At 42.4% G+C, this 16,633-nt stretch carries 14 protein-coding genes and 1 pseudogene; 2 read left to right on the top strand and 13 right to left on the bottom strand.

Annotated features, from left to right (window positions below):
• Position 1: 1 nt before the first annotated feature.
• The 10 genes from ACH6CZ_RS01485 to gpr all read right to left on the bottom strand — a co-directional run bounded on the left by ACH6CZ_RS01485 (position 2) and on the right by gpr (position 11,902).
• Positions 2-754, bottom strand: coding sequence for a 16S rRNA (uracil(1498)-N(3))-methyltransferase (locus tag ACH6CZ_RS01485; RefSeq protein ID WP_374095665.1), 753 nt, complete (start codon positions 752-754; stop codon positions 2-4).
• Positions 755-760: 6 nt separating this feature from the next.
• Positions 761-1,705: a 50S ribosomal protein L11 methyltransferase gene (gene prmA / locus ACH6CZ_RS01480; RefSeq protein ID WP_374095664.1), complete on the bottom strand. Its 945-nt coding sequence runs from the start codon at positions 1,703-1,705 to the stop codon at positions 761-763.
• A gap of 60 nt (positions 1,706-1,765) precedes the next feature.
• Positions 1,766-2,884 (bottom strand): molecular chaperone DnaJ, encoded by a 1,119-nt coding sequence (dnaJ, locus tag ACH6CZ_RS01475; RefSeq protein WP_374095663.1) that lies wholly within the window; start codon positions 2,882-2,884, stop codon positions 1,766-1,768.
• Positions 2,885-3,000: 116 nt separating this feature from the next.
• Positions 3,001-4,827, bottom strand: coding sequence for a molecular chaperone DnaK (gene dnaK / locus ACH6CZ_RS01470; protein ID WP_374095662.1), 1,827 nt, complete (start codon positions 4,825-4,827; stop codon positions 3,001-3,003).
• Between the two features lie 25 nt (positions 4,828-4,852).
• Entirely contained in the window at positions 4,853-5,410 is a 558-nt protein-coding gene (gene grpE, locus ACH6CZ_RS01465; RefSeq protein ID WP_374095661.1) for a nucleotide exchange factor GrpE, read from the bottom strand.
• Between the two features lie 94 nt (positions 5,411-5,504).
• Entirely contained in the window at positions 5,505-6,545 is a 1,041-nt protein-coding gene (hrcA, locus tag ACH6CZ_RS01460; RefSeq protein WP_374095660.1) for a heat-inducible transcriptional repressor HrcA, read from the bottom strand.
• 92 nt (positions 6,546-6,637) lie between these two features.
• Positions 6,638-7,771, bottom strand: coding sequence for a radical SAM family heme chaperone HemW (gene hemW, locus ACH6CZ_RS01455; protein WP_374095659.1), 1,134 nt, complete (start codon positions 7,769-7,771; stop codon positions 6,638-6,640).
• 82 nt (positions 7,772-7,853) lie between these two features.
• Positions 7,854-9,683 (bottom strand): translation elongation factor 4, encoded by a 1,830-nt coding sequence (gene lepA, locus ACH6CZ_RS01450; protein ID WP_374095658.1) that lies wholly within the window; start codon positions 9,681-9,683, stop codon positions 7,854-7,856.
• An 82-nt stretch (positions 9,684-9,765) separates the two neighbouring features.
• Positions 9,766-10,824 (bottom strand): stage II sporulation protein P, encoded by a 1,059-nt coding sequence (gene spoIIP, locus ACH6CZ_RS01445; RefSeq protein WP_374095657.1) that lies wholly within the window; start codon positions 10,822-10,824, stop codon positions 9,766-9,768.
• Between the two features lie 52 nt (positions 10,825-10,876).
• Entirely contained in the window at positions 10,877-11,902 is a 1,026-nt protein-coding gene (gene gpr / locus ACH6CZ_RS01440; RefSeq protein WP_374095656.1) for a GPR endopeptidase, read from the bottom strand.
• A 238-nt stretch (positions 11,903-12,140) separates the two neighbouring features.
• On the opposite strand from gpr, the gene rpsT reads away from it, so the two are divergent.
• Positions 12,141-12,395 carry a 30S ribosomal protein S20 gene (gene rpsT, locus ACH6CZ_RS01435; RefSeq protein ID WP_374095655.1) on the top strand — a complete coding sequence of 85 codons (255 nt, stop codon included), beginning with the start codon at positions 12,141-12,143 and terminating at the stop codon, positions 12,393-12,395.
• Positions 12,396-12,434: 39 nt separating this feature from the next.
• Here rpsT and holA read toward each other — a convergent pair whose 3' ends face one another.
• Positions 12,435-13,460, bottom strand: coding sequence for a DNA polymerase III subunit delta (holA, locus tag ACH6CZ_RS01430; RefSeq protein WP_374095654.1), 1,026 nt, complete (start codon positions 13,458-13,460; stop codon positions 12,435-12,437).
• A 271-nt stretch (positions 13,461-13,731) separates the two neighbouring features.
• Here holA and ACH6CZ_RS01425 point away from each other — a divergent pair, with 271 nt between their 5' ends.
• Positions 13,732-13,866 carry a YqzM family protein gene (locus ACH6CZ_RS01425; protein ID WP_039809946.1) on the top strand — a complete coding sequence of 45 codons (135 nt, stop codon included), beginning with the start codon at positions 13,732-13,734 and terminating at the stop codon, positions 13,864-13,866.
• Positions 13,867-13,892: 26 nt separating this feature from the next.
• On the opposite strand, the pseudogene ACH6CZ_RS01420 reads toward ACH6CZ_RS01425, so the two are convergent.
• A pseudogene (locus ACH6CZ_RS01420) lies at positions 13,893-16,148 on the bottom strand (DNA internalization-related competence protein ComEC/Rec2).
• Complete coding sequence (locus tag ACH6CZ_RS01415; RefSeq protein WP_374095653.1) at positions 16,145-16,627, bottom strand: ComE operon protein 2; 483 nt, start codon at positions 16,625-16,627, stop codon at positions 16,145-16,147. Before ACH6CZ_RS01415 ends, ACH6CZ_RS01420 begins: the two are co-directional and overlap by 4 nt.
• Positions 16,628-16,633: the final 6 nt, after the last annotated feature.

Here is a 16,633-nt window from a genome sequence, read left to right as displayed (position 1 = left end):
TTCACCTCATTAATTCAAAATGATAGGAAATCGCAGCCAATATGTATAATGGTGCGGTTTCAGTTCTTAATATTCTTGGTCCCAACCCACAGCTGACTGCTCCGTCCTCAGTGAACTGCTCCACTTCACTTTCAGATAAACCGCCTTCAGGCCCGATAATGACCAGCACTTTACTATCCGGTTTCAACTGGTTCAACACCTGATAAAAGTTAGAGGATTCTCCGGATTTAGCATCTTCTTCATATGCCATCATAATAGCATCATATTCATGAAAAGACGAACGCAGCTGTTTTGCAGATACCGGCTCGTCCACCTGTGGAATGACCGAGCGGTGCGACTGTTCAGCTGCTTCTTTGGCAATTTTATTCCACCGTTCAGCTTTCTTTTTTCCTTTTTTCTGATCCCATTTTACAATGGATCTTTCTGCGCTAAACGGCTTTATCGCTGAGACACCAAGTTCAGTTGCTTTCTGAATGACCAGCTCAAGTTTGTCACCTTTAGGCAGCCCGTGTGCAATTGTCACTTTAACCGGCAGCTCAGACTGATGATCAATTTGAACGACAGGTTTACCCGTAAGGTAACTGTCTTCAATTTCAACAATCTCTGATTCATACACTTCAGCCGGGCTGAGTACAGAGATGAATCTATCACCTACAGTCATCCGCATAACCCGGACGATATGCTTATAATCTTCACCTTCGATTGAAAATAGCCCATTTTCATCAAGCTTATGATGTATAAAATATCGCTGCATGTATGATCACTCTTCCGGCTTAGTAGCAATAATGGCTACCCAGTCTTCCATCGTCATCACTTCATCAATTTCAAAGCCTGACTCTCTAAGCGCATCTTTCACCAGATCTTTTTTCTGCTTAATTATACCTGAAGTGATAAAGGTGCCGCCCGGCTTGGTCATGCTATAAGCGTCATCTGTGAAAGTGACTATGACTTCAGCCAGTATATTCGCAACAATGACATCCACAGGCTCTGAAGTTCCACTTAACAGGTTCCCCTGTGAAACAGAAACGATCTTCTCAACACCATTTAACTTAATGTTTTCAGTTGCTGATTGAACCGCAACTTCGTCCAGATCAAGCGCATGTACTGATGAAGCTTCAAGCTGAGCAGCAGCAATACTTAAAACGCCTGAACCGGTTCCGACGTCGATCACTGTATCCCCTTTAACAACAGTCCGCTCTAAAGCTTGAATACACATCACAGTTGTAGGGTGTGTACCAGTACCAAAAGCCATGCCTGGATCAAGCTCAATAATCAGTTCATCACTCGACACTCTTTCGTAATCCTCCCAGGTTGGAACGATTGTAAAAGTTGAAGAGATTTTTACCGGGTTATAATATTTCTTCCATGCAGTCGCCCAGTCTTCTTCATTGACTTCACTGACTGCGACTTTGTTTTCCCCAATATCAATATTAAATGATACTAGGTTGCTGATTTCCTGCTTAATGCCGTCTACCGTTTCTGCAAGAAAGCTGTTAACAGGCAGATACGCTTTCACCATGACCCCTGTGTCAGGATAATCTTCAGGATTCAGATCATAAATTTCACCAAATCGATCTTCTCTATCCTTTAGCAACTCACCCGGATCCTCAATCACAACGCCACTGGCACCAGCTTCGTGCAAAATATTGGAAATTGGTTCAATTGCTTCATTCGTTGTATGAATACTTATTTCTGACCACTTCATCAGACCAGCTCCATTTCACTTCAGGCTGTCAGGGCAGCTGCCCTGACAGTTCAATTTTTATTATTCACCCTTAAACGCACGTTTTACTTTCTCGAAAAAGTTATCGTGCTGTTCATCAGGTACCTCACCGCTGATTTCTGCAAACTCACGCAGCAATGTCTTTTGTCTGTCTGTCAGCTTTTTAGGTGTAATCACTTTGACACGGATGTGCTGGTCTCCCTGACCATAACCGTGGACGTTCTTCACACCTTTTCCTTTAAGACGGAAAGCAGTACCGGATTGAGTACCCGCCGGAAGCTTCCATTTCACTTTGCCGTGTACAGTCGGCACCTCAAGCTCATCACCAAGTGCAGCCTGTACAAATGTGATCGGCATGTCAAGGAATACATCATCACCTTCACGCTCAAAAATCTCATGTGGTCTGACGCGGAATACAACATACAGATCTCCAGGAGGTCCTCCATTCACGCCAGGCTCACCCTGTCCTGCAACTCTCATCTGCTGACCATCATCAACACCTGCAGGAATCTTTACGTGAATCTTCTTACGCTTCTTCACTTTTCCGTTACCGCCGCAAGTCGTACACTTATCTTTCACAAGCTTGCCGGAGCCTTCACAGTGGTGACAGACTCTGCGGTTTACAATACGGCCAAATGGCGTCTGCTGTTCAACATTCAGCTGGCCGGAACCATTACAGTGATGACATGTTTCTGGTTTTGTACCAGGCTTTGCTCCGTCACCGCCACACGTTTCACACTCTTCTTCTTTAGGAATTTCAATATCAGTTTCTTTTCCAAAAACTGCTTCTTCAAATTTAATTGTCATTGTATATTGCAGGTCATTACCCTGTCTTGGAGCATTCGGGTCACGTCTTCTGCCACCGCCGCCAAAGAATGAACTGAAAATATCTTCAAATCCGCCAAAACCGTCAAAACCTGCTCCGCCGCCGAAGCCCTGATTCGGGTCAGTATGGCCGAACTGGTCATAATGTGCACGCTTTTGTTCATCGCTCAGTACTTCATAAGCCTCTTTTACTTCTTTGAACTTTTCACCTGCATCTTCATCCTTATTAATATCCGGATGGTACTTTTTTGACAGCTTACGATAAGCTTTTTTTATTTCTTCTTTTGAAGCACCTTCTGAAATGCCAAGTACTTCATAGTAATCGCGTTTACTCATAATTCCACTCCCCGGTCCTTTTGCATAAAGGTTATTTTATCATTTTTCCGACTGCCCTTGCAACGGCAAAGAAAAAGCCAAAGCACCGTGACTTTGACTTTTTCCCGCTTCTGCTATTATTTCTTCTCGTCGTCAACTTCTTCAAAGTCTGCATCGACTACATCATCTTCAGGCTTCCCACCTTCTGATTGCTGTTCTGCTTCAGCCTGCTGTGCAGCCTCTTCATAAAGCTTCATTGATAGCGCCTGAAGAATTTCCTGAAGTGCTTCTTTCTTCGTCTTGATTTCTTCAAGTTCATTTTTCTCGATCGCTTCTTTCAGCTCGTCACGTGCTGCTTCAGCTTTTTTCTTTTCTTCTTCGTCAACTTTTTCACCAAGATCAGATAGTGTTTTATCCGTCTGGAATACAAGCTGATCAGCTTCATTACGTAGTTCAGCTTCTTCCTTACGCTGCTTATCCGCTTCTGCATTCTCTTCAGCTTCTTTTACCATACGGTCGATATCTTCATCTGAGAGTGAAGTAGAAGATTTGATTGTAATCTTCTGCTCTTTACCTGTACCAAGGTCTTTTGCACTTACATTTACGATACCGTTTTTATCGATATCAAACGTAACTTCGATCTGTGGTACGCCGCGTGGTGCCGGTGGAATATCTCCAAGCTGGAAACGGCCAAGCGTTTTATTATCCGCTGCCATTGGGCGTTCACCCTGAAGCACATGGATATCAACTGCGTTCTGGTTATCAGCTGCAGTAGAGAAAGTCTGTGATTTCGATGTCGGGATTGTCGTATTACGTTCGATTAGAACTGTTGATACGCCACCCATTGTTTCGATACCAAGTGATAGTGGTGTTACGTCTAGAAGAACAACGTCTTTCACGTCACCAGTCAGTACACCACCCTGGATTGCTGCACCCATTGCAACAACTTCATCCGGGTTAACACCTTTAGAAGGTTCTTTCCCAGTTTCCTTCTTAATTGCTTCCTGTACTGCAGGAATACGTGTAGAACCACCAACAAGGATTACTTTGTCAATTTCAGAAGCAGACAGACCTGCATCTTTAATTGCCTGGCGTGTTGGTCCCATTGTGCGTTCGATTAATGAAGAAGCAAGCTCTTCAAACTTCGCACGAGTCAGATTCATTTCAAGGTGAAGCGGACCTGCTTCTCCTGCAGTAATGAATGGAAGTGAAATCTGAGTTGATGTCACACCTGAAAGGTCTTTTTTCGCTTTTTCAGCTGCATCTTTCAGACGCTGAAGTGCCATTTTATCTTTAGAAAGATCAATGCTGTTTTCTTTTTTGAATTCAGCAACTAAGTGATCAATGATGACCTGGTCAAAGTCGTCACCGCCAAGACGGTTGTCACCGGCAGTTGAACGTACTTCAAATACACCATCGCCAAGCTCAAGGATCGATACGTCAAATGTACCACCACCAAGGTCATAGACAAGAATTGTTTGATCTTCTTCCATCTTATCAAGACCATAAGCAAGTGCTGCTGCTGTTGGCTCGTTAATAATACGCTCTACTTCAAGACCGGCAATTTTACCTGCATCTTTAGTTGCCTGACGCTCAGCGTCGTTAAAGTAAGCAGGAACTGTGATAACAGCTTTTGTTACATCTTCGCCAAGGTAGCTTTCAGCGTATCCTTTTAAGTACTGCAGGATCATTGCAGAAATTTCCTGAGGAGAATATTCTTTCCCTTCAGCTTCTACTTTATGATCTGTCCCCATGTGTCTTTTAACAGACATGATTGTGTTAGGGTTTGTGATTGCCTGACGCTTTGCAACCTCACCAACCTGTTTTTCACCATTTTTAAATGATACAACTGATGGGGATGTACGGTTACCTTCAGGGTTTGCAATTACTTTTGCTTCTCCGCCTTCAAGTACAGCTACACATGAATTCGTTGTACCTAAGTCAATACCAATAATCTTACTCATTTCAACATCATCCTCCCAAATACAATTATTCGTTTACTTTCACCATTGAAGGACGGATTACGCGGTCCTTCAGTTTATAACCTTTTTGTAATTCTTCAATGACTGTATTTGTGTCATATCCTTCTTCAGACACCTGCATAACTGCCTGATGAAGGTTCGGGTCAAATTGCTGACCTGTTGACTCAATGATTTCCACACCTTCAGCTTTTAATGCTTCTAAAAGGCTTGAGTGTACCATCTGCATACCCTTAAGCAGTGAAGCAGATTCATCATTGGTCGTCTCTATATTGAGCGCGCGTTCAAAATTATCAAGTGCAGGTAAAATTCCTGTCACTACATTTTGAGCACGATACTTTTGTAACGTTTCATTTTCTTTTTGAATGCGGCGTCTGTAGTTATCAAATTCAGCACGAAGACGCAGATACTTATCTTCAGCTTCCTCAGCTTTTTGCTGCCAGTTTTCTTCAGCAGCTTCTACTGACTCCTCCTGATCAGATACCTGATTCACATCCACCTCAGTCTCTTCAACTTCTTCATTTTTTACTTCTTCTGTTGTTTCCTGTTGTACATCTTTTTCTGACACGATCTTTCACCTCCTTGAAATGCTTACCCTATTTACTAGTCAATAAACGCCTGTTCAGTAAAATGCACTGCCGGTTTCAATAGCCCGGCAGGCATTAGTGATCATCTGAATCATAAAAGTGTGATAATGCTTTTGACAGGTCCATACTGATCACATTCAGCAGGCTGATTACTCTTGAGTATTCCATTCTTGTCGGACCAAGAATGGCTAGAGAGCCGCTTTGCCCCCCGATGACCGGAAATGAAGCTGTTATTAATGAAACGTCTTTTAAAGCTTCATTATTGTTTTCTTTACCGATCCGGATCTGAATACCTGAACCGCTGTTTTCTTTAATAAGCGGATATAAGTAATCCTCTTTATCTATGACATCCATCAGCATTCTGAGCTTATCTATATCATTAAATTCAGGCTGATTCATCATATTCATTTTCCCGCCGAAAAACAGCTTATCATGAACAGGAATGTTCATAATCTGCGCAAAAGCTTCAATCATCAGATCATAGTTTGCGATATGTCGCTTCAAAAATAAAGCAACCTCTTTATACATCTTGTCATGAAGTTCTGCAAGCGGGGTTCCGGTCAGCTTATCATTTAATATCCTGACCATCCGCTCGATATCTTCCGGATTCAGTCCGGGTGGAATGGTAAATCTTTTGTTCTCCACATATCCAGTATCTGTCACAATAATGGCGATTGCACTGTCCTGATTCAGCGGAATAATCTGAACGCTTTTCACTCTGTTTTCAAGGTGATCGGGACCAAGTACAATCGACGTATAATTCGTCATCTGTGACAGTATTTCAGCTGAGCGCTGAACGACATTTTCAATTTCAAGAATTCTGTCTGCGAAGATCGATTGAATCTGAGACATATCTTTTTTCTTTAAAGCCTGCGGTGAGAGCAGGTGGTCCACATAAAAACGATATCCTTTCTCAGAAGGAATACGCCCTGATGATGTATGGGTTTTTTCTAACAGACCCATTTCCTCAAGGTCATACATTTCATTACGGATTGTCGCCGAACTGAAAGGAATTTCGTCTTTCTTGGACAGACTTCTCGAACCTACCGGCTGGGCAGAGCGAATAAAATCATCAATAATCACTTGAAGAATAAGTAATTGCCGATCTGTTAGCATCTTTTATCACCCCTGTTAGCACTCACTTATCACGAGTGCTAAATCTAATTCTTAAGTTATCAAATGATGATTTTACTGTCAACGACTATGCACTAATTTAACCCAAGAAAAGATTGAAAAACTTCATTCCCGAGAAATCTCCCTTCACGCGTCAATCTGATACGGTCTCCAGAAGTCTCTAACAGGTTTCTTTCAGTCATGTCTTTTACAGGCGCTTCAAAAACCTGCATTAAGTCTTTATCAAATTTGCGCTTAAAATGTGAGATCGATACGCCCTCTGTTTTTCTTAACCCAAGAAACATTTCTTCTTCCATTTGCTCATGAATCGTAACATCAGCTTGATGGAAAACAGGTAATTGGTCATCTTTAAGAGACTGGATATATTTTGAGACAGGTCCAATATTAGAATATCTGACGCCGTTCACATATCCGTGTGCTCCTGCCCCGAAACCGTAATAGTTTTCATTTTCCCAGTAAGTGAGATTATGAAGGCTTTCATACCCAGGCTTAGCGAAGTTGCTGATTTCATATTGATTCAGACCCTTAGCAGCCATTTTATCCATCAGCAAATCGTACATCGCTGCCTCAGTATCTTCTCCCGGAAGCGGCAGACGCCCTTTTCTCATCAGGTTATAAAATACCGTTTTCGGTTCAACAATCAGTGAATAGCCTGAGTAGTGAGGCAGATCCAATTCCAGCGCACGGTCAATTGTATCTTCAAAATCCTCAAGTGTCTGGTCAGGGAGCGCATAAATCAGGTCAATACTAATATTACTGAAACCTTCTTCCTGCGCTTCTCTTACTGAGCGGTATACATCGTCCGCACGATGATTTCGCCCAATTTTCTCAAGCAGTCTGTCATTAAAAGACTGAACCCCGAAACTGAGTCTGTTTACACCTGATGCTTTAAGCACGCTGATTTTGTCTTTGCTCAGATCTCCCGGATTTGCTTCAAATGTGTATTCAGTGTCTTCAGTAATATGAAAATTGGATTGTATACCTGCGCATAACTGTTCAAGCTGTGCTGCACTCAATGCCGTCGGTGTCCCGCCGCCTACAAAAATACTTTTCATCGGACTGTTGCCGGTGTGAATGGTTTTTATTTCCTTAATCAGCATCTCAATGTATTCATCAACAGGCTGATTTTTCATAAATACTTTATTAAAATCACAGTAATGACAAATGTGGTGACAAAACGGAATGTGTATATAAACTGCAGATGTCATGCTTCCCCTCATTCCTTTTAACACAGAAAAAGGGACGTTTCCTGCCATCAGCAGAAACCGCTCCCCTTTCGCATGTACAAAATTATTTTTCGCCTTCGTCCATCTGAAGAACAGCCATAAACGCTTCCTGTGGGACTTCAACTGAGCCGACCATCTTCATACGTTTTTTACCGGCTTTTTGTTTTTCAAGCAGCTTTCTCTTACGTGAGATATCTCCGCCGTAACATTTTGCCAGTACGTTCTTACGGATTGCCTTAATTGAAGATCTGGCAACAATTTTATTCCCAATCGCTGCCTGAACCGGCACTTCGAACTGTTGTCTTGGAATTAATTCTTTCAGCTTTTCAACAATCAGCTTGCCGCGTTCATAAGCGAAGTCCTTGTGAACGATAAAGCTAAGCGCATCCACTTTTTCAGAATTCAGGAGGATATCCATTTTAACCAGTTTGGATTCACGGTACCCAATCAGTTCATAGTCAAATGAGGCATAACCTTTTGTGCTTGATTTCAGCTGGTCAAAGAAGTCATAGACAATCTCAGCCAGTGGAATTTCATACACGACGTTCACACGGGATTCATCCATGTACTGCATATCAATAAAGTTACCGCGCTTAGACTGTGAAAGCTCCATAACAGGACCTACATAATCATTAGGTACCATGATTGTAGCTTTAACATACGGTTCCTCCACGTGATGAACAGACTGTGCATCCGGCATTGCAGATGGGTTATCCACCTTTACATGCTCACCGTCTTCAAGATACACATCATAGATTACACTTGGTGCAGTTGTAATCAGATCAATATTAAATTCACGTTCAATCCGCTCCTGGATGATCTCCATATGAAGCAGACCAAGGAATCCACAGCGGAATCCAAAACCTAATGCCTGTGACGTCTCTGCTTCATACTGAAGAGCTGAGTCGTTTAATTCAAGCTTTTCCAGTGCTTCACGAAGATCAACGTACTTCGCAGTATCAATCGGATAAAGACCGCAGTAAACCATCGGATTCATTTTGCGGTACCCCGGCAGCGGCTCTTCAGTTGGCTTAACGGCACTCGTGATGGTATCACCCACACGCGTGTCACTGACATTTTTGATTGCCGCTGTCAGATAGCCTACATCGCCGACAGTTAGTTCATCCTGAGGTGTGGATTTCGGTGTGAATACACCGATTTCATTCACCTCGAACTCTTTCCCTGTCGCCATCATACGGATCTTATCGCCAGGCTTCACACGGCCTTCCACAATTCTGATATATGCAACGACGCCTCTGTACGGGTCATACAGCGAGTCAAAAATCAACGCTTTTAAAGGTGCGTCAGGATCTCCCTGAGGAGCCGGTACCTTTTCTACGATCTGTTCAAGAATATCTTTGATACCGATTCCTGCTTTTGCTGAAGCAAGTACAGCATCAGAAGCATCCAGACCAATGACGTCTTCCACTTCCTGACGTACACGCTCAGGATCTGCTGCTGGTAAATCGATTTTATTAATGACCGGAAGAATTTCAAGATCATTATCAAGCGCCAGATATACGTTGGCAAGCGTCTGAGCTTCAATACCCTGAGCCGCATCAACTACAAGGATCGCTCCCTCGCACGCTGCAAGACTGCGTGATACTTCATAAGTAAAATCGACGTGCCCTGGTGTATCAATTAAGTGAAACGTGTATTCTTCACCATTTTTCGCCTGATATTTAAGCTGCACTGCGTTTAATTTAATCGTGATGCCCCGCTCTCTTTCCAGATCCATTGAATCCAGAAGCTGAGCTTTCATTTCACGTGATGTTAATGCTTTTGTCTGCTCTAAGATCCGGTCAGCAAGTGTTGACTTCCCGTGATCGATATGTGCAATAATTGAAAAGTTTCTGATGTTTTTCTGTCTATTCGAACGCTGTTCCTGATTCATTAAGTGTCCACTCCTGTTTTTAAGACGCAATTGTACTAGCGTAAAGTATAACAGTTTAACAGGCGTGTTTCAATTGCACACTTTAAGGCGCAGAAACCGGCGTGGCATCTAGCATATACTCACTCATTGCCTGCGTGAAAATTTCAGCAGTTGCTTCAAGCTCTTTAAACGTATTATCCACTCCCCCAAGTTCAAGAAGAATAGACCTTGGTGACAGGTCCTGATTAAACTTTCCGTTGGTATGCTCACCCTTTTTTATATATACGCCCCTTGAAATACCTGGTACCAGATCATTCAGCCGCTTGTGAAGCTCTTCAGCAAGTAGTGCGTTCTCTTTACTCCCCTGATGTTCACCTCCAACGACAAACGCCACTTTAGCATAAGTATTATTTTCGACTTCAAGTGTCGTCGCTTCCCGCCTGACGGAATCCCTGTGAACGTCTATAAAATAGTCCAGTGTGTCATTTGTGCTCATTGCTTCCTGTACGATATTTTTTGATGCATCGTATGCCTGCCAGTAATCTTTTCCGCTTTCCTTTAACTTCGCCATCACATCAGTAGAATCAACTTTTACCGGAATTCCTTTCTGGTGAAAAAACTGTTTAAAATACTGACCGGTCTGTGTGATATTCACTTTTGAATGATGCGCAAGATTAGGGTCTTGTGTGTCCGGCAAATATGGCAGGAATGATTCTCTGGAGTGAGTGAAATAAATAAAGACACGCGGGTCTGCTGAATGATCAGCTTCAACCGGCGCCTGATTGACTTCAACTGCTTCTCCTTCTTCACCGCTGAAGAACCACTCTGTTGGAGGAACAGATTCAGATGGGGCCGGGAACTCATTCGCTGCCACCTGATTACTGAAACCTTCCATCGCAAGCCAATTCAACGGATTAAATACTGTATCAGATAATGTCTCCCACACCTGCCCGAGTTCATCATGTGGTGTCAGATAACCATATTCGGTCTGTAACATCAGATATGTAGTGCTTAGCGGCAGTTCTTCCGGTAATTCGAATGAGAAGTTGGCGATTCCCTGTTTTACATTTGGAAGATAAAGTGCAGCCGCCATCACAGAAATAAGCAGGAGAAATGTTTTTAGAAATAAATTGATTGATTGCATTGTCTGCGTTTTTTTCAACAGGCCACCTCCTGATTGAAATCTTTTTGCAGTATATGCACCTGTATTTATTTCAGAACGTTTCTTCAGGGTGATGAAGTGCATGATCAAGTGCAGATGCAAGCATATCAGACGCCTGTTTAATATAAAGATCCGTTTCTTTCGGTGTAACAATCAGATTTTGTCCAATCGGAGACAGAATTTCTTGAAACAGCTGCTGTTTTTCTTCTTCAGTCAGTTCACCGATCAATCCTAGATAGGTGCTTTTTTCTTCCGGGTTAGCCTGATTGCTATTCAGTTCCTCCACCGATGGTTTTGTTAAAAGAAGTGAAGATGGCTTCCGGTCTTTTTTACTTTTCATCTTCATGGTTTTTTCAAAATATCCGAGCGTATCATGCGTGATCGAGGCAGCATCGACAACGGTCGGTATACCAATTGCAATAACCGGCACACCAAAAAGCTCGCTGTTGATTTCCTGACGGTTATTCCCCACCCCGGCACCAGGGTTAATCCCTGCAGAGGAAATCTGTACGGTTGTATGAAGCCGTGAAGCCGATCTGGCAGCTAGCGCATCAATGACAATTACTGCTGCCGGCTTATACTGTTCAATTACTCCTTTAAGGGTTGCAGCGGTTTCCATCCCCGTAAGACCCATGACTCCCGGTGCCAGTGCTGCCGTTCTTCTGAAGCCTCCACTGATCGCCTGTGGTTCGACCTCAAACAGATGATTGGTGACAAATACTTTCCTGCATACATCCGGTCCGAGTGCATCCGGGGTGATTTGCCAATTTCCAAGGCCTGCAATCAACACAGGTGCGTCATCGTGAATGTGCAGCTTTTTTAGGAATGATCTGATTACATACGAAAGTGCTGTTGCCGCTTTCTCTACCCATTCTTCGTTTTGTGTGCGAAGCTGGGGCGCTTCGAATGTCCAGTAATCCCCTTCTTTTTTTCCCGTAAAAACTGAAGTCTCCTTGTTCACATGTATTTTTTTTAAGGTAAATTCATTAATTTCTTCTTCTTCAACAATCAGCCTGTTTTCCTGCTCATCAGCAACGGCTTCATAAGCCTCAAGCGCCAGATCTGTTCGAAAAGCCATCTTTTCAACTCCCATGCACATTTTTATTTAAGATGGTTTTCAGACTGACTTTCTATTCGCTTATCAAATATTTATTTTCCCTACTATTGCATTCTCATTATCCGTTTGATAAAATATCCCTTGTTCTTATGTAATTGAATCTAACCGGTTCCTTACGAGAAACCGTATGCCGTAAATGGCGTGAATCATGTAAATCGAGTTTTTAAAAGTCCTCGATTCAGTTCGGGAGGTGACATAAATGCCAAACATTAAATCTGCTATCAAACGCACAAAGACAAATGCTGCTCGCAACGAAGCGAACATTCAGCAAAAATCAACTATGCGTACAGCGATCAAGCGTTTCGAAACTGCTGTTCAGAACGATTCTGACAACAAAACAGAACTGCTTGCAGGTGCTGTAAAACAGCTTGATAAAGCTGCACAAAAAGGGCTTATTCACAAAAACAACGCAGACCGTCAAAAGTCTCGTCTAACGAAAAAGCTTAACGCATAATCGTTGAAGCCGATGCTAACCTTTAGCATCGGCTTTTTTTTAACGGGTTATAGCAGGCAGTTTTGTCAAAAACATTTCCAAAATCATCTCTTTTCTGCCTGATGATGATTTTAGTGACAGGTCACATTCAGCCAGTTCAAGCATAATTGTTTTCAGATGGTCAGCAGATAACCTTGATGCATGCTGTGCGGCAAGCTTCACTCTGAATGGATGAACCTTCAGCCTCGATGCAATCTGCTGTTGACTGAACCCCTTCCCGCTCATATTTTTCACCTGATAGATCAGCCTGAACTGCCCGCTTAAGAGAGCGAGAAGCTTCAAAGGCTCTTCCTTTTGTCTGATCAGATCGTGATATAACTCAATTGCCTGCGCAGTGCGTCCATTTAATGTAAACTCAATTAAATCAAAAACATTGTTTTCAACTGACTTAGGTGTCAGCAGCACGACATCATCATATGTAATGACTTCTGATCCATCGGCATAAAGCGCCAGTTTTTCAATTTCCCCGGCGAGCATGAAAAGATTTGTCCCTGCTAACATGGTTAGTTTTTCAACTGCCGCGTCTTCAATCTGCATTCGGTGATCAGCCACTTTACTTTTAATCCAGCCTTTAATATCATTGACCGTTAATTTCTTTGCCTCGATCACTGCAGCATTTTTTTTAGTCAGCTTCGTGATTTTCTTTCGTTCATCAAGCTTTTCAGCCGGAACGTGAATCACAAGTACAGTATAAGGAGCCGGCGACTGAAGATAAGCTTCTAACATCTCTGTAGGGTGCTTTGTCTCTTTTTTCTTCTCAGCAGTATAATACATTGCTCCCTCAATAAAGACCAGCCGCTTTTCACCCATAAAGGGAAATGATTCAGCGTCTTCTATCGCCGTTTCAATACTTGCTTCATCAGCAAGGTCATGCAGAGAAAAATTAAAATCCATTTCTTCTTCTGAAATCACGTGTTGTATTAATAGCTGTTTCGTTTCGTGAAGCAGGTATTCTTCTTCACCATACAATAAATAAACAGGTGCAAGCTGTCCTTTTTTTATTGCGTTCCATTCTTTTATGATCAAATAAATCCGCCTCACTTTTATATGTATCACCACTATTGTATAGGAAATCTCTCTCCCTATACAACAGTGGAAAGGGCAGAGTGAAACTGCCTTATATAAACACTGAAAAGACGGGCCCGGGTCACCGTCATTTCAGTTGTTTGAACGTAGTATTTGTATCAATTTATGAATTATTTGTGATAAGCTGTTGATTGTAAGGAAATTTAAATGGTAACTATGGATTTTTCTAAAACGATGGACTATACTGAAAAAGTATATAGGAGGGGTAACCATGAATGAATTCGAACAAAATGTTCAATCAAAACGAAACGACCTGATTGATTCCGGCGTAGCATTCGTTGTATCATTTCTTTTCTTTGCTGCATTATTCACTGTCGGAACAATTATCTCAGTCGTGGGATCCTAACTTTTGAAGAGCCTTCAGGGCTCTTTTTATTTTTCATTATTATATGGTATTGCATACCAAAAAGTGCCGGCATCTCCTGTAAATGTGTACCTGACTGCGCCATTTTCTGAAGTCAGGTAGATCTCTGTATTGATTTTTTTAAGCCTGTCTAAGACGTCACGATGTGGATGTCCATAGCTGTTATTTTTGCCAGCTGAAATTACGGCGGCTTCCGGTTTTACAATCTGAAGAAAATCCTCAGTTGTTGAAGAATTACTTCCGTGATGCGCAACCTTCAAAATATCGATATCCCTCAGCTGATCCAGCATCTCAAGTTCAGTTTCCTCTTCAATATCCCCCGTAAAGAGCCACTTTTTCCCGCCAATCTCAGCATCCACGACTAGTGAGCCATTATTCCCTTCAAGATAGGCTGCAGGCGCAATAACTTCAAATTCATGATTACCAGCCTGCCATGACATGGAATCGTTTATTTCTTTCACAGGAACGCCGTGGTCAAGGAAAGTATTCAGCAGATCCTTCATTTCTTCTTTCTCAACAGCTCCTGCACTGGTCCAGACCTCCTTAATGGTCAGTTCCCTTAATAAATCCTCTGCTCCTCCAATATGATCCCAGTCATGATGAGTGAGGATTAACAGATCAATTGTTGAAACCCCCATGCTTTTTAAATATGGCAAAACAATCTTTTCTCCTACAGCATAACTGTTTTCAGGCTCCCCGAAATTCACCTGTCCGCCTGTATCAATCAGATAATTCCCCTGGCGATTAGGCAGCTGAATCAAAATGCTGTCCCCCTGCCCCACATTAATAAATGTTACGCTCCCTTCAGCATTCAGATATGGTGAGCCGATCAGATAAACATTAAAAACCAACAGGCAGCAGAATGCAGATTTAAATTTTGCTTTTTCTAAAAAGCTCATCATCAAATACAATCCGCATAATAAGATGCTTACCTTTATAAAAGTTGGTTTCCCGGTAATCAGAACAGAGAATTTAATATCTGAAATCAGGTGTGACACTTTTTCTAAAGACAAGATAATCATTCCAGGGGCAGATGCGGTAATAACTGCTGCATCCATTGATATATACGAAAGCAGATAGATCAGGATAAATGAGGGAAGGATCAGAAGTGTGTAAAGCGGTACATAGATCAGGTTCATCAGAAAGGAGGATAAAGAAAGTTCATAAAAATGCCAGAGGATGATCGGCAGGGCACCAAGCTGCGCAACGACCGTCACGACCAGGAGACTCACTGTTTTATTTTGAAACCTCAGAATTTTACCCGAAGACAGTGCAAGAGTAAAACTGATTGTATAACTCAGCTGGAACCCTGCATTCACCAGTTCAGTTGGAAATAAAAACAAGTGAATAATAAATACTGTACTAAGGATGTGCAGCAGTGGTAAACGGACAAACAATTATTGAAGGAGCAGACCCAGCAGAACCATTCCTGTCGCTCTCAGCACCGGTGGCGCAGCCCCTGCCATCACTGTATAAAAAGGCAGGATGACGAGTAAACTCATTCTGATCGTTTCCCTTGTTAAACCTATTTTTAAAAGAACCTTCCACAAAAAGAATGTAATCATTCCAACATGCATACCTGAAATTGCAAGAAGATGAATGACTCCTAAGCGCTGATACATTCTGACCTGTTCTTCCTCCATTTGAGAGCGGTCACCGAAAATGAGCGCTCCTGCGATCCCCTGTACACTTTCAGGAAAGATCTGTTCAATTCTGCTGAGCCCTTTGTAACGGAGATCGCTTAAAAAAGTATACAGCGATCCTCCGGCTGATTCACAGTGACGTAAATCCTTCACCATGAATGTCCAGTGAATGTTCTGGTAATACAAGTATTGACGGTAATCAAAGGCATGAAAGTTTTCAGTTGGCTGAGGGGTGATCAGTTCTCCGTCCCACGTACATTTACTATTTTCAGGTATTTTATCGAGGAAATGCTGATGCTGTTTCGGTATGATAAGGATCAGTTTTTCCTGACCATTAACAGCAACCGCTCTTTTATGCTGTTCACCTGTAAAGGGTGTTGCAATAATCAGCGTAAGAGAAGATGTGTCAGGAGAAATTACGGTCTTCAGTGAATCGAGTCGGTAATCTGTGTGAATAAAAAAGAGTAAAGAGGTGATCATGGAGATAGAAATAATAATAAAGCTTGAACTTTTTAACCAATAGAGGAGGAAAAGAAGGATGATAAAAGGTGTGTATGCGGGGAAATATGCTCCAGCTGCACCTGCCAGTGCAGCCGGAGCACAATATAAGATCAGTTTCAATTGATTCTTCCGTGCTCAGTGGCTGGTGAGATGAGCGGCTCGATTGTCGAAGGATCAAAAGACACATGTTCAGTTTCAACACCTGACTGCTCCAGCAGTTCAATCGCATAAGGATGGTTTTTATAATCACTGGCATAATAGATTTTTTCGATTCCAGCCTGAATAATCGCTTTTGTACACTGCAGACACGGAAAATGGGTGACATACATGCTCGCACCCTCTGTAGCAGCTCCAAACTTTGCACATTGAAGCAACGCATTCATTTCAGCATGAATCGTTCTGACACAGTGATTATCAATCACGTAGCAGCCTTCATCAATACAGTGTGTACCGCCTTTAATAGATCCATTGTATCCTCCGGCAATGATACGCTGTTCACGCACGATTGTAGCGCCTACTGTCAGCCTCGTACAGGTGCTTCTGAGAGCCAGCAAGTGACTCTGTGCCATAAAATACTGATTCCAGGAAATTCTCTTCATCATTAA

Source organism: Jeotgalibacillus sp. JSM ZJ347 (assembly GCF_044383825.1).
GTDB lineage: Bacteria > Bacillota > Bacilli > Bacillales > Jeotgalibacillaceae > Jeotgalibacillus.
Note: the sequence above shows the minus strand (reverse complement) of the source record. Positions and strands in the feature narration are given on the sequence as shown.